Raw genomic sequence first — 17,710 nt, forward strand, 5'->3', positions numbered from 1 at the left:
GATGACCCTTCTTCTGTTAACCGTTTGGCTGGTGATGATCATCGCCTCCTACAAGCTCGCGCTCCGCGTGCTGGAGCGCAGCGGTAACCTCTGAAACCAGGCGTGGTACCGCGTCACCGCCTGGTGAAAGGCCAAGGCCCATCTTCCCCCTGCGGGTGGAAGATGGGCCTTTCTTCGTAACGGAAGAACACTGCTTTCCGTGGGCGACGCCAGACACCGCGCAACTTTTTCGCCGAGTCCCCTTCAATTTCACCCAGATGGGGGATGGCGAAGTAGAAAATATTCGTTAACATCAAACCTGACCTTCTCCGTCCTGGCGGCGAACTTGCGATTCGTTGTTCCGGGACGGCAAGGTTGGGAGGGTCTCGGCCCGGGAGAAGGTGACGCGGCGGCGGCCGCATATTCTGTCGCAGTTTTTCAATCGGCAGGGGGGGGAGATCAGATGACCGACGGTGCATGCCTCTTTGAGTCGCCTCAAGAGACCACCCGGCTGAAGGTCCTGGTGGTCGATGACGACTCCCTTATCCGCAGCGTCTATCGTGAGATTCTGGAGGGGATCGACTGCCTGGTCGAAGAGGCGAGCGACGGACGGGGCGCCATCGAGCTTTTTCGCGCGACACCTCCGGATCTGGTGCTCCTCGATCTGATCATGCCGGGCATCGACGGCTTTGAAACCTGTCGCACTCTGCGCCAGTTGGAGGAGGGGAGAACGGTTCCCATCCTGGTGGTCACCGGCCTCCAGGAGAGCGCTGCCATCCATCGCGCCTATGAGGCCGGCGCCACCGATTTCATTGCCAAGCCGGTCCAGGCCGACCTGCTCGCCTACCGCGCCCTTTACCTGTTGAAGGCGGGGAAAACCTTCAACGCCCTGGTGCGCAACGAGGCCAATCTCCGCCTGTTGCGAACGGCAATTGAATCTCAGGTGGGTCGAATTCCCCGAAGCTTGCTTCGATGAAAGCGATCAATCTAAACTTTTGATACCCCGTAGCTTGCTGCGGGGAGATTCATTCCTTGCCGATCGGCCTCACCATTACCGATCGGCAGGGGAAGATCACCTTCGTCACCCCGGCCGAAGCGAAGATGCACGGCTACTGCACCGAGGAGTTGCTGAACCGGGATGTCCGGATTCTCGCGCCGCCACGGTTGCACAATCCTGCTGCAGGAAAACGATCCGAGACCTTTGTCGCGTGGTGCCGCGAAAGTGTCAATATCCGCAAGGATGGCGAGGAGTTCCCGGTGCAGATCTCTTCGGTGGCGGTCCGTGACGCCGAAGGGACCTTTCTCGGCGTCATTTCCTCCTGCGAGGATATTTCCGAACGCAAAAGAAGTGAGACCCTGATCCACCAGTTCGCCTATTCCGATGCCCTGACCGGGCTGCCCAACCGCACCCTCCTCATGGACCGGCTGAAGAACGCGCTGGCCATCGCCTCCCGGGAGCAGAGGAGTGTCTCCCTCCTCTTCCTCGACCTCGACAATTTCAAGGACATCAACGATACCAAGGGACATGCCTTCGGCGACAGGGTCCTCATAAGGGTCGCCGAAAGGCTCAGTGCCTGCGTGCGTGAGGCAGATACCCTGGCGCGATTCGGCGGGGACGAGTTCATCATCGTCCAATTGGTGGAAGAGGGTGAAAATACGGCGAGCAGAACCGCGCAGCGAATCCTCGATGCTTTTCGCCGCCCCCTCGATATTGACGGGGAACGGATCGACGTCGGATTCAGCATCGGTATCGCCTGCTACCCGCAGGATGTTCAGGACCTTGGAGGCCTGTTGCGCAGCGCCGATACCGCCATGTATCGGGCCAAGGCCCTGGGTCGACACAACTATCAAACCTTTGCCGCAGAAATGAACGAGGAGGTCTTGGAGAAGGTGGCCCTGGAATCTTCTCTTCGAATGGCGCTGGACAATGGCGAATTTTCGGTTGCTTATCAGTCGCAATGGGACCTGCAGAGGGAGAGCTGCTGTGGCGTGGAGGCCTTGCTCCGCTGGAGCCATCCCCGGTTGGGAGAAATCGCGCCGCAGCGATTCATTCCCCTGGCCGAAAGAGGTGGCCAGATTCATTCCCTGGGCGAATGGACCCTGCGCCATGTTTGCGGGCAGGCAAGCTCCTGGATCCTGGCCGGGCTTCCCCTCGGGCGGATTGCCGTCAATATTTCCGGACACCAACTGAACCGCCCCGATTTTCCCCGGTGTCTCGCCGGAATCCTGGCCGAAGCCGGCCTCGCCCCGGCACATCTCGAACTGGAATTTACCGAAAAGGTTCTCATGGCGGATGCCGGCAAAACGATCGAAATTTTGCAGGCGCTGAAAGATATGGGAGTGAAGCTTTCCATCGATGGCTTTGGAACCGGTTTTTCTTCCCTGAGCTACCTGAAACACCTTCCCGTCGACCGCATCAGGATCGACCGCAGTTTTATCGCCGGCATCGGCCATGATTGCGGCGACGAAGCGATCGTGAAAGCGATCATCACCCTCGCCCACAACCTGAATATCCGCGTTTTGGGTGAAGGGGTGGAAACCCGCGAGCAATTGGACTTTTTGCGAAACCTCGGTTGCCACGAGGCCCAGGGGTTTTTGTTCGGAAAGGAGATGGGGTGGGCAGAGATCGAAATGTCCTGGCGGGAGAATGCGGGATTTTCCGAGGGGCTTGATCTGCAATGGAGTGTGCCCCGAACCTGACCCGCTCCCGCCGGGGGATGTTGACCCGGGGTCTGCTCCCTTTCCCCACAAAGCAAGCCCCCGCTGCCAAGATGGCTGCGGGGGCTTGCTTTTGCCGGAATTCAAGAGGCGCGATCAGCCGAGTCCGACGACCTCGATTTCGAAGGTCAGGTCTTTGCCGGAGAGGGGGTGGTTGGCATCGAGGGTGATCTTGTCCCCATTGACCGAAGTCACCGCGACAACAAAGTTCTGGCCGTCTTCGCCACGGCTCTCGAACTGCATGCCGACCTGCGGGTCGGATTCCGGAGGGAACTGGCTGCGGTCGGCTTCCACCACCATCTGCTCGTGGTAGGGGCCGTAAGCCTGGTCGAAGGGGATCGTCACGGTCTTGTTGTCGCCGACCGCCATGCCGACCACGGCGTTGTCGAAGCCGGGGATCAGTTGACCGGCACCGAGGGTGAATTCGAGGGGTTCGCGATCCGCGGAGGAATCGAAGACGGTGCCATCGTCCAGTTTCCCGGTGTAATGGACCTTGACGGTGTCGCCGTTCTTTGCCTGTGCCATTGAACGTCTCCTTTGATTTGGGGGCGAAAGAACTTCACCCTAGCAGATCGGTGGTAAATTAGTAAACCCCCGGCGGCCACTTTTCCCCGAAACTGGGCCCAAACAGTATTAATTCATTCGATTGACTGAACCCAGTCAGGGGGGTATGGTTAAGGAAAAACAAAGGAAGCGATCATGCAGAAAAAGATAAATTCCGGTGGTCCCCCGAAAGAAGACCCGGCCCATACCCGGGACCGCCTGCTTGAGGCCGGGCTCGAGGTTTTCGGTGAGTACGGCTATGGCGGGGCGACCACCCGCCTGCTCGCCGAACGGGCCCGGGTCAACCTGGCGGCGATCCCCTACCACTTCGGTGGCAAGGAGGGGCTCTACCAGGCGGTGGTGACACAGATCGCCGGGCGGGTGCGGCAAAGGCTCGATCCGCTCCTTGCCGAGATCGGCAGTGCCCGGCGAAGCGGGGCCACCGATGCCGCAGCCGCGCTGGTCCTGCTCGAACGGCTGCTGGCGGCGCTGGTCGAATTTATCGTCGGCACCCCGGAGGCGGCGCGTTTCAGCCACATCGTGCTGCGTGAACAGCTCTCGCCGTCGGCGGCCTACGCCATCGTCTTCGAGCGGATCATGCAGCCGCTAATGGAGGCGCTGGCAGCCCTGGTCGCGGCCGCCGGCGGCGGCACGGTGGTCGGGCCGTGGCAGCGGCTGCAGGCGATGACTTTGCTCGGCCAGGTCCTGGTCTTCCGTTTCGGCCGGGAGACGGCGGTGCGCGGGCTCGGCATGAGCGGTTACAGCGCTGAAGAGACGGCGGCGATCCGGGACGTGGTCCTCGCCCACACCCGGGCGATCGTGACGAGTGCCGTGGTGCCGCCGGGGCAGGCGGAAGGAGAGCAAGCATGAAAAAGCGAATCGTGGTCGGGATCGTGCTGCTGCTGGTGGCCGCGGCGGCCGCCGGCGGCTGGTGGCTGCGCCGGCAGGAGGCGCCACCGGCGCAGTTGACCCTTTACGGCAATGTCGATATCCGCAAGGTCGACCTCGCCTTCCGCGTCGGCGGGCGGCTGGCGACCCTGGCGGCGGAAGAGGGGGATCGCCTTGCCGCCGGGGAGCCGGTTGCCCGTCTTGAACAGGAGCCCTACCGGGACGAGCTGCAGCTGGCCGAGGCGCAGCAGGCCCAGGCTGCCGCACAGCTGACCAAGTTGGAGGCGGGGAACCGGCAGCAGGAGATAGCGCAGGCGCGGGCCCTGGTCCAGGAGCGGGCGGCGACGGTCGCCAACCTCGAACGCGAGTCCGAGCGCAAGCAAAAGCTGCTTGCCGACGGCTTCATCGCGCGCCAGGATTTCGACAACGTCAGCGCCAGCCTCGCCGAAGCCCGGGCCCGGCTCGAGACCGCCCGCCAGGGCCTCAAGCTGGCCGCGGCCGGGTTTCGTCAGGAGGATATTGCGGCGGCCCGGGCCGACCTGGCGGCAGCGCAGGCGCGCCTCGCCACCGCTCGTACCCGCCTCCATGATACCGAACTGTTCGCCCCCGCCGCCGGCGTGCTGCTGACCCGGGTGGTCGAACCGGGCGCGATTGTCGCCCCCGGCCAGACCGTGGCGACCCTCTCCCTCGATAATCCGGTCTGGGTAAGGGTCTATGTCGATGAGCCGGACCTGGGACGACTGGCGCCGGGGATGGCGGCGCAGATCTACACCGACAGCGCCCCCGATCACCCCTACCAGGGGCAGGTCGGCTTCATCTCCCCCGAGGCCGAGTTCACCCCCAAGTCGGTGCAGACCGAGGCGCTGCGCACCCGCCTCGTCTACCAGGTTCGCATCATTGCGGAGAATCCCGACCAGGGGCTGCGCCAGGGGATGCCAGTCACCGTGCGCCTGCCGACGGCGGCCGCGGCCGCTGGCGGGGGCTGAGCCATGACCGTCCCCGCGGTCGCCATCCGTCAGCTCTCCTTTGCCTATCTGCCGGGACAGCCGGCCCTCGCCGAACTCAGTGCGGCGATCGAGCCGGGGCGGGTTACCGGCCTGGTTGGCCCGGACGGCGCCGGCAAGACGACCCTGCTCCGCCTCCTCGCCGGTCTGCTGTTGCCCGATGCCGGGACGGTCGAGCTGTTCGGCACCGGAACCCGCCGCGAGACGGCCCTCCCCGCCGGGCTGATCGGCTACATGCCGCAGAAGTTCGGCCTCTACGAAGAGCTGTCGGTGCTGCAGAACCTGCGTCTCTATGCCGACCTGCAGGGGGTGACCGGCGCCGAGCGCGAAGCGGCCTTTGCCCGGCTCCTCGAATTCACCGCCCTCACCCCCTTCCAGGGGCGCCGCGCCGGCCAGCTCTCGGGGGGGATGAAGCAGAAGCTCGGCCTCGCCTGTGCGCTGATCCGCAAGCCGCGGCTGCTCCTCCTCGATGAGCCGAGCGTCGGCGTCGATCCGGTGAGCCGCCGCGAGCTGTGGCGGATGGTGCGCGAGCTGGTCGACCCGGAGATGGCAGTCCTCTGGTCGACCGCCTACCTCGACGAGGCGGAGAAGTGCGACGCCGTTCTGCTGCTCAACCAGGGAGAACTCCTCTTTGCCGGTCCCCCCGGTGAGCTGACCGCGCGGGTGGCGGGACGTTCCTTCCAGGTCCAGGGGATCAAAGGGAGTCGCCGCCAGCTCCTGAGCCGGGCGTTGCAACGCCCCGAGGTCCAGGACGGCATCGTCCAGGGGCAGAACGTGCGGCTGGTGCTGCGCCCCGCGGTCGACCCGCCAACCCTGGCGGAGCTGGGCGCCGGGGAAGGAGCCCGGCTGGTGGCGGTGGAGGCGCGCTTCGAGGATGCCTTTGTCGATATCCTCGGCGGCGGGCCGGGGGGCGAGTCGGTGCTGGCGGCCAGCCTCGCGCCGGCGCCGGCGAGCGCCGGGCCGACGGTGGAGGGGGAGGGGCTGACCAAGCGCTTTGGCGACTTCACCGCGGTCGCTGATGTCAACTTCAGCATCGGCCGCGGCGAGATTTTCGGCCTGCTCGGGCCCAACGGCGCCGGCAAGTCGACCACCTTCAAAATGCTCTGCGGCCTGCTCAAGCCGAGCGCCGGCAGTGGCCGGGTGGTCGGCTTCGATCTGCAGCGGGCGCCGGGCAAGGCCCGCGCCCGTCTCGGCTACATGGCGCAGAAGTTCTCCCTCTACGGCGACCTCACGTCGCGCCAGAACCTCCTCTTCTTCTCCGGGGTCTACGGCCTGCGCGGCCGGAAGCAGCAGGCGATGGTGACGCAGATGGTCGACGTCTTCGGCCTGCAGCCGCATCTTAATGACGCCGCCGGAGAGCTCCCCCTCGGCTTCAAGCAGCGCCTGGCCCTCGCCTGCGCGGTGATGCACCAGCCGCCGGTCCTCTTCCTCGACGAGCCGACCTCGGGGGTCGATCCGCTGACCCGGCGCGAGTTCTGGACCCACATCAACGGCCTGGTCGAGAAGGGGGTGACGGTGCTGGTCACCACCCACTTCATGGACGAGGCCGAGTACTGCGACCGCATCGGCCTGGTTTACCAGGGGCGGATCATCGCCAGCGGCTCCCCCGACGAGCTCAAGACCCGGATGCGCAGCAGCGAGCGCCCCGACCCGACCCTGGAGGACACCTTCATCGCCCTCCTCGAGGAGTGGGACGCGCAGCAGTGGGAGGCGGTATGAACCTGCGGCTGCGACGGCTGGGGGCGCTGATGCTCAAGGAGTTCGTGCAGATCCTGCGCGATCCGAGCAGCCTGCTGATCGCCTTTGTCCTGCCGCTGATCCTCCTCTTCCTGTTCGGCTACGGAGTCTCTCTCGACGCCCGCCAGGTCCCCCTCGGCGTGGCGCTGGAGGGGAGCGGCCCGGGCGCCCACAGCCTCGCCCGCGCCTTTGCCGCCAGCCCCTATTTTGCCGTGGTCGAGTCCCGCAGCAGCCCTCCGTTGCAGGAAGAACTCCTCGCCGGCCGGTTGCGCGGGTTGGTGGTGATCCCGGCGGACTTCGACCGCCGGCTCGCAAGCGGCGCGGCGCCCCAGCTCCAGATCATCGCCGACGGCAGCGAGACCAACACTGCCAATTTTGTCCAGAATTATGCCCAGGGGGTGGTTGCCACCTGGCAGGCGCGCCAGGGGCTGGAACAGGGCCAGAGCGCTGCGGGGGGGCCGCAGCTGCTGCCGCGGGTCTGGTTCAACCCGGAGCTGGCGAGCCGCAACTCGCTCGTCCCCGGCGCAGTGGCGATCATCATGGCGATCATCGGCACCCTGCTCACCGCCCTGGTCGTTGCCCGGGAGTGGGAGCGCGGCACCATGGAGGCGCTCCTTGCCACCCCGGTGGGGGTGGCCGAGCTGATCATCGGCAAGCTCGTCCCCTACTTCCTGCTCGGCATGGCGGCGATGCTTGGCAGCGTGGTGGTCGCGGTCTTCCTCTTCGGGCTGCCGTTCCGCGGCTCGCTGCTGGCGCTGCTGGCGACGGCCGTCGCCTTTCTCCTCGCTGCTCTCGGCCAGGGGCTGCTGATCTCGACGCTGGCAAAAAACCAGTTCGTCGCCTCGCAGGTGGCGGTGATCACCGGCTTTTTGCCGGCGTTTCTCCTCTCCGGTTTCCTCTTTGAGATCTCCTCGATGCCGCTGCCGATCCGCGGTCTGACCCACATCATCGCCGCCCGCTACCTGGTGACCAACCTGCAGACCCTCTTCCTTGCCGGCGATGTCTGGCCGCTCCTGCTGCCGAACATCCTGATCCTGCTGCTGCTGGCGGCACTCCTCTTTCTGCTCACGGCGAAGAAGACCGTGAAGCGGCTGAGGTGACATGTTCGGACGGATTTACACCCTCATCGTCAAGGAGCTGCTGGCGCTGCTGCGCGACAAGAAGAGCCGCTTCGTCCTCATCGTGCCGCCGCTGGTGCAGCTCTTCGTCTTCTCCTTCGCCGCCACCATGGAGGTCGACAACCAGACCCTGGCGATCCTCAACCTGGACCGGGGGCGCCCGGCGCAGGTGCTCGCCGCCCGCTTTGCCGCCGCCAGCAACTTCCGCACCATCCTGCCGCTGCAGCGCCCGGAACAGGTGGTGCCCCTCATCGACCGCCAGCAGGCGATCGCGGTGCTGTCGATTCCGGCCGACTTTTCCGCCAACCTCGCCGCCGGGCGGCCGGCGCCGGTCAGCTTCATCGTCGATGGGCGCAAGACCAACGCGGCGCAGATTGTCCAGGGCTACGCCCAGCGCATCGTCAACCAGTACCGCGCCGAGGTGACCTCCGGCGTCGGCCCGCCCGCCGTCGAGCTGGTGGTGCGCAACTGGTTCAACCCCAACCTCACCTTCCGCTGGTACACGGTGCCGAGCCTGGTTTGCATTCTCACCACCCTGATCGGGGTGCTGGTCACGGCCCTCTCCGTCGCCCGGGAGCGGGAAATGGGGACCTTCGACCAGCTGCTGGTCTCGCCGCTGCATCCCCTCGAAATCCTTGCCGGCAAGGCACTGCCGGCGCTGCTGGTGGCGGTCGCCGAGGGGAGCTTCATGATCCTCGCCGCGGTGGTGCTGCTGCGGGTCCCCTTCGAGGGGTCGCTGCTCCTCCTTTACGCCAGCATGGTGGTCTTTCTGGCGGCAGTGATCGGCGTCGGCCTCTTCATCTCCGCCCTCTCCATGACCCAGCAGCAGGCGATCCTCGGCACCTTCGTCTTCCTGGTGCCGGCGATCATTCTCTCCGGTTTCGCCACCCCGATCGAGAACATGCCCGAGTGGCTGCAACTGCTCACCTACGCCAACCCGCTGCGCTACTTCATGGTGGTGGTCAAGGGGATTTTTCTCAAGGATATCGGCGCGGCGCTGGTCTGGAGCATGACCTGGCCGCTGGCGCTGATCGCGGCGGTCACCCTGGGGAGCGCAACCTGGCTCTTCCGGCGGCGCATGGAGTGAGGCGGGGCGTTGCGGTATGCTTGAGGCGTGAGGCCCAGGTCCCGCACCCGTGGCGGGCAGCCTGGTTGACCGCCTCTCTCGCCGAAAGGAGTGGCCATGATCAAGGGTGTGCTGCTCGACCTGAGCGGAACCGTCTATGTAGGCGATGAGCTGGTGCCGGGCGCGGCGGCGGCGATCGAGGAGCTGCAGCGGCGGCAGATCCCGCTGCGCTATCTCACCAACACCTCGCGCCGCCCGCGCCGGGTCATTGTCGAGAAGCTGCGCCGGATGGGACTCGAAATCGCCGAGGCGGAGGTCTTTACCGCGCCGCAGGCGGTGCGCGACTACCTGCTGGAGCATCGCTTCACCCCCTGGCTGCTGGTTCATCCCGCGGTGGAGGAGGAGTTCGCTGACCTGGTCGGCCCGCAGCCGGATGCCGTGGTCCTCGGCGATGCCGCTGACGCCTTCAGTTACGCCAGCCTCAACCAGGCCTTTCGCCTGCTCCTCGACGGCGCGCGGCTGCTGGCGGTCGGGGACAACCGCTATTTCCGCGAGTCGGAGGGGATGAGCCTCGACGCCGGCCCCTTCGTCGCCGCCCTGGAGTACGCTGCCGGCTGCCAGGCGATCATTCTCGGCAAGCCGTCACCGGCCTTTTTCCATGCGGCGGCGAGCGAGCTCGGCTGCCGGCCGGGAGAAGTGCTGATGGTCGGGGATGATGTCGCTTCCGATGTCAACGGTGCGCTCAAGGCGGGGCTGAAAGCGGCGCTGGTGCGCACCGGCAAGTACCGGCCGGGGGACGAGGCGCAGATCTGTGCGCCGGGTGCCTGCGTCTGCGCCGATCTGAGTGAGGCGCTGGCGGATCTGCTGGCGACGGAGCGCTAGGCTCAGGGCGCCAGGCGCTCGATCACCCAATTCTGCTCATCGTCTCTTCGATAGCGCAGCCGGTCGTGCAACCGGTCGACTCCCTCCTGCCAGAATTCCAGCATCTGCGCAACGAGCCGGTACCCACCCCAGTACGGCGGGCGTGGTACCTCGCCGCCGGCAAAGCGGCGGGCCGCGGCGGCAAAGGCCTCCTCCAGCTCCTCCCGGTCGCCGATCACCCGGCTCTGCGCCGAGGCATGGGCGCCGAGCTGATGCCCGAGCGGCCGGTGGGCGAAGTAGGTATCCGATTCCGCCGCCGTCAGCAGCTCGACCCGCCCCTCGACCCGGACCTGGCGCACCAGTTCCGGCCAGTAGAAGAGGAGCGCCGCCTGCGGGTTCTGCGCCAGCTCCTCCCCCTTGCGGCTCCGGTAGTTGCTGTAAAAGACGAACCCTCGTTCATCGACGCCGCGCAGCAGCACCACCCGCGCCGCCGGCTCGCCCTGGCGGTTGGCGGTGGCGAGGGTCATGCCGTGCGGCGGCGCCACCCCGGCGCCTTCCGCTTCCGCGAGCCAGCACCGGAACTGCCGGATCGGGTCGGGGTCGAGGTCCCGGCGCCGCAGCGCTTTTCGTTCTGCGTTTTCCACCGCTCTCCCTCCCGATCTCGACTCAGAATGCACTCTTGATGACGCCGCCATCGACGCGCAGGGCGGCGCCGGTCGTCGCCGAGGCGAGGGGGCTGGCCACAAAGGCGACCAGCGCGGCGACCTCCTCCGGTGTCGCGAAGCGCTTGAGCAGGGAGGTCGGCCGCACGTTCTTGAAGAAGTCGGTCTCGAACTCGCGGAACGACTTCCCCTGCTCTTTAGCAAGGGCGCCGACAAAGTCGAGCACGCCGCGCGATTTGGTCGGCCCGGGGAGGACGCAGTTGACGGTGATGCCGGTCCCGGACAGCGACTCGGCGAGGCCGCGGGAGACGGCGAGCTGGGCGGTCTTGGTGGTGCCGTAGTGGATCATCTCCGCCGGAATCTGCACCGCGCTCTCGCTGGAGATGAAGATGATCCGCCCCCAGTCGGCCTTTTGCATCGCCGGCAGGCAGAGGCGGGCGAGGCGCACCCCGCTCAGCACGTTGATGTCGAAAAAGCGCTGCCATTCGCTGTCGCTGATCGCCGCGAACGCCTTGGGTTCGAAGATGCCGAGATTGTTGACGAGGATTTCGATGCCGGGGTGCTGGCGCACCAGCGCCTCGGCGGCCGCGGCGCTGGCAAGGTCGCCGGCAAAGCCGAGGGGGGCGGTGCCGGTCTCCTTCGCGATCGCTGCCGTCGCCTGGTCGACCGCGTCCCGGGTGCGACCGTTGACGATCACCCGCGCCCCTTCCCGCGCCAGGGCGACGGCGATGGCGTTGCCGATGCCGGCGGTGCTGCCGGAGACGAGGGCGAGCCGGTTTTTGAGTTGCAGGTCCATAAAGGTGTGCCTTTCCTGGAAAACCCCCGCGCCCGCTGACGCGATGCCGGGGCGAGGAGGTACATCCGTCGGCGATAAGAATCAACGTCACCATTGTAGCATCCCTTCCGGAATGCGGCAGGAGCGGTCCTGCCGGCAGAGCGGTCCTGCCGGCGGCACCTCCTCCGGGACGGCACAAGTCATGAACCTGACTCGGCAAAGAGCCGGGATAAACCTTTGACAGTCGCGCGCGAAACCGGCTAGTCTTGGGCACCGGATCGGGGGAGCCGATGCTGTTGGCGCGGAGATTACCGGAAAGCCGTTCCGGCCGGGCACATGCCGGGGGACGGCTTTTTTTGGGATACCGAGGAGGGTGGCATGACCGAGGTGGCAATCGATTCCGGGCAGGGGCCGCGGCGCAAGGTTTGGGTCGCCGTCCTGCTGAGCCTGGCGCTGTCCGGCCTGGGACAGCTCTACACCGGCCAGTTGCGCAAGGCGGTTCTCTTTCTCCTGGTTTCCACCCTGGTCCCGCTCCTTTTCGTCCTCCGCTCCGGCCAAACCCCCACCCTGGCGGCTGTCGTCACCCTCCTCATGCTGCAGGCGCTGATCCAGCTCGCCGCGCTCGTCGACGCCAGCCGCGCCGCCCGGCGCATCGGCAGCAGCTTTCACCCCACCTGGTACAACCGCGTCCCCGTCTATCTCGGGACCTACCTCCTCTTCGGCCTGCTGCTGAGCGGAGCCATCTCCTGGTACCTGCGGACGCAGGTGGTCGAGGCTTTCACCATTGCCTCTTCCAGCATGGAACCGACCCTGCTCCTCGGCGACCGGATCCTGGTCGCCAAGGGAACACAGGATTTTACCCGCGGGGACCTGGTCGTCTTCGACTCCCCCCCCGACCAGGGGAAGGCGGGGCAGCGAGAGTTCATCAAGCGGATCGTCGGAATGCCGGGGGATGTGGTCGAGGTTCGGGACAAGGAGCTGTTCATCAATGGCCGTCAACTCCTGGAGCCCTATGCCGTTCACCTCGAAGCGGACACCCTGTCTGCGGAGGTCTCGCCCCGCGATTTCTTCGGACCGGTGACGGTGCCGGCGCAGAGTTATTTCATGCTCGGGGATAATCGGGACCGTTCCTACGACAGCCGGTTCTGGGGCTTCGTGGAAAAAGAGAAGGTCCTGGGCCGGGCGGTGAATTTCTACTGGTCCTGGGATCGCCGCCAGCATGAGGTGCGGTGGGAGAGGATCGGGGTCGAGATCGGCAAGGGTGGCGTGGTGAACCTGGTGGGGTGGTTTTCAAAGTCCTGAGCAATGCTTGCAGGCTGGCCGGTTGGTGCGTAGTATATTCAGGTTGTTGGAGTTCCTGGGAGTGGAGTGGGTTTTCAAGCTCCCGTGTTACTGGCGGCACCAGATAACTCGAACTCGTTTTTATATGTCATGCCGCATAATACCACCGCAAGCGGATTATCCGGACAAAATCAGGGGAACGGACCGAGGTGCTGGGGATATTTGCCCCAATCCAGGCAGTCTGGATTGATGGGATAGCAGTCGGCATGGAATTTCTGGACATGTCACATAATCAAATGGCTCGAAAAAATGGGAGAAAATCTAATGCCCCCTGAAATGACATGGCGAAAAGCAATCGACAAGGTTCTCGGATCATCTTCAACGCCACTTCACTATAATCAAATTACAGAACGGATCATTTCAGAAGGTTTGCGCAAGAATCTCGGTGCCACGCCGGCGTCAACGGTGAACGCCCAAATTACAGCATCCATCAAGCATGATGGTGCCTCGTCACCGTACATAAGAGTTGGAAAAGGTACATTTTCAATTAGATCCGAAAAATCTACCACGCCCGTAGAGTTGCCGAAACTCACCCCAGAGGTATTTGAATCAGAGGAGTCCGAAGAGCAATACGAAATAATTACCTCCTTCGGGATGTTTTGGCGAAAGGAAGCTATAGAGTGGGCTTCGACGCCGAAATTACTAGGCATGCAGCAAATTGGCGCCACCCCCGTTGACTTCTTCAAGCAATTGGGAATTTATCTTCTCTACGATGGTCGCGAGGTGATTTACGTTGGCCGGACCACTGACCGGCCACTCGGCAGACGGCTATATGAACACACGATTGACCGTATGCCGGCCCGTTGGGACCGGTTTTCTTGGTTTGGATTGCTCCCTGTGGCCGAATCAGGCCAAATTGGCTCATTGCCAGCAACCTACGATGCAGCAAAACTCATCCCGGCTTTGGAAGCAATTTTGATTGAGGCACTGGAACCGCGACAAAATCGGAAAAGGGGAGACGATTTAGCAGCAGTCGAATACCTTCAGAAGGTGGACCCGGAAATTGAAAAAAGGAAGGTCAAAGCTACGCTCGACCTCGCATTGAATAAGCTATAAAATTTTCTGAGAAGAGCATCTATGTGTGTGGGGTCTGTGTGCGGGTCAGGCTTGGAAAGTTGGAAAGAGGGTGTAAAAAAGATTGTGTAAATGGCCATTCAGGGGTACACCGGGACCCCACCCTCTAAGGAGCCCCCATGGCCATCGAAAAAGATCTGCTGGACCGTCTGCTTGCCGACTACAAGAAGCCCGAAGACCTGATCGGCGAAACCGGCTTGCTTAAACAGCTCACCAAGGCCCTTCTGGAACGAGCTTTGGAAGCGGAATTGACCCAACACCTGGGGCACGAGAAGCATGCTCCCGTGGCCACGAAAGGCGGCAATGCCCGCAATGGCAAGTCGGCCAAAACCATCAAGGGCGAATTCGGCAAACTGCCGATCGAGGTTCCGCGTGACCGGGACAGCAGCTTCGAGCCGCTCATCATTCCCAAGGGCCAGACCCGCTTCGCCGGCTTCGACGGCAAGATCATCTCCCTCTACGCCCGGGGGATGACGACCCGGGAGATCCAGGGGCATCTGGAAGAGATTTATGGCGTCGAGGTCTCTCCCGCCCTCATTTCCAGCGTGACCGATGCCGTCGCGGACGAGGTCAAGATCTGGCAGAACCGACCGCTCGACGCCCTCTATCCCATCGTCTATATGGACGCGGTCCGGGTCAAGGTGCGAGACAACGGCCACGTCAGCAATAAAGCGGTCTACCTGGCCCTGGGCGTCACCCTGGACGGCATCAAGGAGGTCCTGGGCATGTGGGTGGCCGAGAACGAGGGCGCCAAGTTCTGGCTACAGGTGGTGACCGAGTTGAAAAACCGGGGTGTCGAAGACATCTTCATCGCCTGCGTGGACGGGCTCAAAGGTTTCCCCGAGGCCATCGAAGCAGTCTTTCCTCGCACCCAGGTCCAGCTCTGCCTCGTTCACATGGTGCGCCATTCTCTCCGCTACGTCTCCTGGAAACAGCGCAAGGAAGTGGCGGCCGATCTGAAGTCCATTTACCAGGCCGCGACGGCCGAGCAGGCCGAAATGAACCTGACGGAGTTCGAAGCGAAGTGGGATAAAACCCACCCCTCCATCGGCCAGTCCTGGCGGCGCAACTGGGAGAGAATCACCCCGTTTTTCGCCTACCCGGCGGAGATTCGCAAGGTGATCTACACCACCAATGCGATCGAATCGCTAAACATGTCGCTGCGCAAGGTCACCAAGAACCGGGGCTCATTCCCCAACGACGCAGCCATGTTCAAACTGCTCTACCTGGCGCTAAACAATATCGCCAAGAAATGGACCCTGCCGATTCGGGACTGGAAGGCCGCCCTCAACCAGTTCTCTATCTTGTTCGAAGGCAGGTTGCCGGTTTACTGACGACAAAAACCCAAGCCATTTACACAAACTGATTTACACCGCCGTTGGAAAATTAACAATGGAAAAATGAACTACCCCGCAGCAAGCTACGGGGTATCAACAGCCTACACCCTTAGTAAAAATCGCGCAGCAAGCTGCGGGGAATTGAACCCAACTTTTGATTAACAAGACCATCCAACTTTACAAACCCGATAGACAAAATCCGACCTTGTTGACCCCCCTGCACGCCTCTCCGCCCCGCCCGCCTCCCCTCTATTCGAACGGCATCCCGTTGCGCTGTCTGAAGCGAGGAACACTGGTTTGCGCCTTTGTCGATATTGTACTGCGGGCTGCTTGCGGGACCTCGAGAGTCAGCAGCAGGCCGGTCAGGATTTGCGTGAAATCGCCGAGCTGGGCTTCGATCCGGCCGGGATAGGTGGTAGCGAAAAACTCCAGGGTGTCCTTGTCCGTGTGCCAGATCTCGCCGTGGTCGACGGTCTGGAGGAAGCCATCGAAGTTGCCGATCTCCCAGTTGGTGGCTTCGAGGTAGAGATAGGGGACGCCGGCGTATTTGAAGGGGGCATGGTCGCTCCAGTCGCCCGTAGTGCCGGCGGGGATTTCCGGGTTCAGGCCGGGGCTGGTGTCCAGAGAAATACCGGCCTGCCGGGCAATGGCCAAGGCCGCTTCCCGCAACCACCCTGCCGCCTCGAGTCCGCCGTAGACATAGATCCTGTCCCCGCCGACTACGGTGTCGAGGTTGACCATGCCGACGGTATGGGCGATCTCCGCTTCGGTCATCTGCGAGACGTAATAACTCGATCCCAGCATTCCGGGCTCCTCGGCGCCGAAGGCGACGAAGCGGATGGTGTAGGGCACCTCGACCTTGGCCAGAACTGCGGCGCAGGCCAGCAGCAGGCCGACGCCCGAGGCATTGTCGGAGGCCCCGCTGCCGACGTCGACCGAGTCGTAATGGGCCCCGACAAGGATCTCCTGTGGCGAGACGCCGGGCTTGACGGCAATGACATTGGCCGAGTGATCTGCTCCCGTCCCACCGAAGGTAAAGGTCTGCAGGGTCGTCAGCAGTCCCAAACGCAGGAAGTGCGCCTGGATATAGTCCCGTGCGGCCGCCGCATGATCGCTGCCCGCAAGCCGCTGGCCGATGGTTGTGGAGAGATATTCGATGTGTTCCATCGCAGCGGCGGCTGGTGCCGGGTCCTGTTTCGGGGCGTCGTTGCCGCATCCGGCGAGGAGGGTGGCGAGTAGGATCGACAGCAGACGAAAGCGCAACGGTTTCACTTAGGGGGGTCCTTTGGTGGCGTGGGGACGGTTTCGGGAGTCTACCAAGAGCTGGCAAGTTCGGCGGCTTCGATCGAACCCAGACCAGCCCCTGTGTTCAGCGAAAATTTTCGCCTGACCCGATAGACTACTGTTCAAATGTGTCCCGGTTTTCCTCCGGTTTTTTCCCCGGCCCGGAATGCACCGCATTGACAATCAGACAATGCCCCCACGTCGATGAAGGGCAGAGCACATCATGAGTGGGTCAGCCGCCAGGCCTTGCGCAGGGCCGCCAGCGTGCGCACCTGCATGCCGATGACCTTTTTGCCCTTTTTCTCCCATTGTGAAATGCTGGCGGCGGTGACGCCGATGCGGGCGGCGAATATCGCCTGTGTCTCCCCGCGCGCCGTCCGCCAGGCATGGATGGCGTCGCCGGTGAGGGGGGCGGGAAAGGTGTCCACCTTGGGCGTTCTTTTGGGTGCGGGGTTTTTTTCTGATTCCTGTTTCGCCCGCTGCTGTCTCGCCTTTTTCAGCCGCGATGAATCGGCAGCAGACGTCGATATCTTCGCCGGCGGGGGGGATTTCGCCGTCATATCTTCGGCAGAATCGGCCAAGTCGATGCCGAAGACATCGGCAATGCCGGTGGCGGCGATCCGTCGCCGGGAGGTACCCTCCTTGGTGGCGTCGGTTATCGCCGTGGAGACATCGACCAGCTCTTCGTGATTCACCCCGCGCAGAACAAAGAGCATTTCAGGGGAGTGATCGAGGCGGGCGCCGACACCGTAGAGGACCGCCGCCACATGCTTGCACATTCCGGCCCAGTCCGGACAGTCGCAGTCGAATTTCATTTCTCCCGGCAGCGGAAAGAGGCCGCTCTGGCGATCCGCGACCACTTCCATGACGCCATGATCCAGTTTGCCGCGCAACAAATCGATCAATGAGCCGATGCGGCCGGTGCAGGCTTTTTTGACGAGATCCCATTTGTTTTTCAGCAGCGGCGAAATGGTTATGACCACATTGTACAGCTGCGTTCCGCTGACCATCGCCTCGACCCGCCCCCGCTTGATGGCCAGATGGCAAACCGAACCGTTGCGGACATAGGTGCGGCCACGGGGAAGACGGTTGGCGTAATCGCTGAACGATTCCATGTGGTCGCACCACCCCTTGCCCCAGAAGGAGCCGGCGATCTTGCGCCCGGTCAGCTCGACCGGTTGCACGTCGACCCCTTTCTTGCGCAGCTTTTCCATACGCTTTGCCGCCTTGGCCCGTCGCGCCGCCACCGGCACGTAGGGCGCCCATTCGTAATAACTCATGTCAGCTTCCTTCCGGCAATCTCACCGGTGCATCGAGGCGTTT

General features: G+C 63.6%; 16 protein-coding genes. 11 read left to right on the plus strand and 5 right to left on the minus strand.

What is annotated here, in order from left to right; all coding sequences use genetic code 11:
- The first annotated feature begins 442 nt into the window (after positions 1 to 442).
- Positions 443 to 955 carry a response regulator gene (locus tag ACYQ8E_RS14075; RefSeq protein WP_459861115.1) on the plus strand — a complete coding sequence of 171 codons (513 nt, stop codon included), beginning with the start codon at positions 443 to 445 and terminating at the stop codon, positions 953 to 955.
- Positions 956 to 1,011: 56 nt separating this feature from the next.
- Entirely contained in the window at positions 1,012 to 2,679 is a 1,668-nt protein-coding gene (locus ACYQ8E_RS14080) for a sensor domain-containing protein (protein WP_459861117.1), read from the plus strand.
- Positions 2,680 to 2,793: 114 nt separating this feature from the next.
- Here ACYQ8E_RS14080 and ACYQ8E_RS14085 read toward each other — a convergent pair whose 3' ends face one another.
- A complete protein-coding gene (locus ACYQ8E_RS14085; protein WP_066723912.1) occupies positions 2,794 to 3,222 on the minus strand; it encodes an FKBP-type peptidyl-prolyl cis-trans isomerase in 429 nt (142 codons plus the stop codon).
- Between the two features lie 174 nt (positions 3,223 to 3,396).
- On the opposite strand from ACYQ8E_RS14085, the gene ACYQ8E_RS14090 reads away from it, so the two are divergent.
- From ACYQ8E_RS14090 to ACYQ8E_RS14115, 6 genes are all read left to right on the plus strand, one after another.
- Complete coding sequence (locus tag ACYQ8E_RS14090) at positions 3,397 to 4,110, plus strand: CerR family C-terminal domain-containing protein (RefSeq protein ID WP_066723914.1); 714 nt, start codon at positions 3,397 to 3,399, stop codon at positions 4,108 to 4,110.
- Entirely contained in the window at positions 4,107 to 5,114 is a 1,008-nt protein-coding gene (gene hlyD / locus ACYQ8E_RS14095) for a secretion protein HlyD (protein ID WP_066723916.1), read from the plus strand. Before ACYQ8E_RS14090 ends, hlyD begins: the two co-directional genes overlap by 4 nt.
- 3 nt (positions 5,115 to 5,117) lie before the next feature.
- Complete coding sequence (locus ACYQ8E_RS14100; protein WP_066723919.1) at positions 5,118 to 6,851, plus strand: ATP-binding cassette domain-containing protein; 1,734 nt, start codon at positions 5,118 to 5,120, stop codon at positions 6,849 to 6,851.
- Complete coding sequence (locus ACYQ8E_RS14105) at positions 6,848 to 7,969, plus strand: ABC transporter permease (protein WP_066723922.1); 1,122 nt, start codon at positions 6,848 to 6,850, stop codon at positions 7,967 to 7,969. The genes ACYQ8E_RS14100 and ACYQ8E_RS14105 overlap by 4 nt, the downstream gene beginning before the upstream one ends.
- A 1-nt stretch (position 7,970) precedes the next feature.
- Positions 7,971 to 9,074, plus strand: coding sequence for an ABC transporter permease (locus ACYQ8E_RS14110; protein ID WP_066723924.1), 1,104 nt, complete (start codon positions 7,971 to 7,973; stop codon positions 9,072 to 9,074).
- Positions 9,075 to 9,170: 96 nt separating this feature from the next.
- Positions 9,171 to 9,935, plus strand: coding sequence for a TIGR01458 family HAD-type hydrolase (locus ACYQ8E_RS14115; protein WP_066723927.1), 765 nt, complete (start codon positions 9,171 to 9,173; stop codon positions 9,933 to 9,935).
- A 2-nt stretch (positions 9,936 to 9,937) separates the two neighbouring features.
- On the opposite strand, the gene pdxH is transcribed toward ACYQ8E_RS14115, so the two are convergent.
- The gene (gene pdxH, locus ACYQ8E_RS14120; RefSeq protein ID WP_459861124.1) at positions 9,938 to 10,558 is read right to left on the minus strand and encodes a pyridoxamine 5'-phosphate oxidase; all 621 of its coding nucleotides are present in this window, start codon (positions 10,556 to 10,558) and stop codon (positions 9,938 to 9,940) included.
- A 22-nt stretch (positions 10,559 to 10,580) separates the two neighbouring features.
- Positions 10,581 to 11,372 (minus strand): SDR family NAD(P)-dependent oxidoreductase, encoded by a 792-nt coding sequence (locus tag ACYQ8E_RS14125; RefSeq protein WP_066723930.1) that lies wholly within the window; start codon positions 11,370 to 11,372, stop codon positions 10,581 to 10,583.
- A gap of 357 nt (positions 11,373 to 11,729) precedes the next feature.
- On the opposite strand from ACYQ8E_RS14125, the gene lepB reads away from it, so the two are divergent.
- The 3 genes from lepB to ACYQ8E_RS14140 all read left to right on the plus strand — a co-directional run bounded on the left by lepB (position 11,730) and on the right by ACYQ8E_RS14140 (position 15,100).
- Entirely contained in the window at positions 11,730 to 12,653 is a 924-nt protein-coding gene (gene lepB / locus ACYQ8E_RS14130; RefSeq protein ID WP_231875382.1) for a signal peptidase I, read from the plus strand.
- Between the two features lie 303 nt (positions 12,654 to 12,956).
- Positions 12,957 to 13,748, plus strand: a complete 792-nt coding sequence (locus ACYQ8E_RS14135; protein WP_066723933.1) for an HTH domain-containing protein — start codon at positions 12,957 to 12,959, stop codon at positions 13,746 to 13,748.
- A 137-nt stretch (positions 13,749 to 13,885) separates the two neighbouring features.
- A complete protein-coding gene (locus ACYQ8E_RS14140; protein ID WP_066722594.1) occupies positions 13,886 to 15,100 on the plus strand; it encodes an IS256 family transposase in 1,215 nt (404 codons plus the stop codon).
- Positions 15,101 to 15,352: 252 nt separating this feature from the next.
- On the opposite strand, the gene ACYQ8E_RS14145 is transcribed toward ACYQ8E_RS14140, so the two are convergent.
- Together ACYQ8E_RS14145 and ACYQ8E_RS14150 are read right to left on the minus strand one after the other, a co-directional pair.
- Positions 15,353 to 16,375 carry a M28 family peptidase gene (locus ACYQ8E_RS14145; RefSeq protein ID WP_197463718.1) on the minus strand — a complete coding sequence of 341 codons (1,023 nt, stop codon included), beginning with the start codon at positions 16,373 to 16,375 and terminating at the stop codon, positions 15,353 to 15,355.
- A 233-nt stretch (positions 16,376 to 16,608) separates the two neighbouring features.
- Positions 16,609 to 17,667 (minus strand): SWIM zinc finger family protein, encoded by a 1,059-nt coding sequence (locus ACYQ8E_RS14150; protein WP_066723936.1) that lies wholly within the window; start codon positions 17,665 to 17,667, stop codon positions 16,609 to 16,611.
- Between the last annotated feature and the right edge of the window lie 43 nt (positions 17,668 to 17,710).

The sequence above is a fragment of the Desulfuromonas carbonis genome (assembly GCF_054658035.1).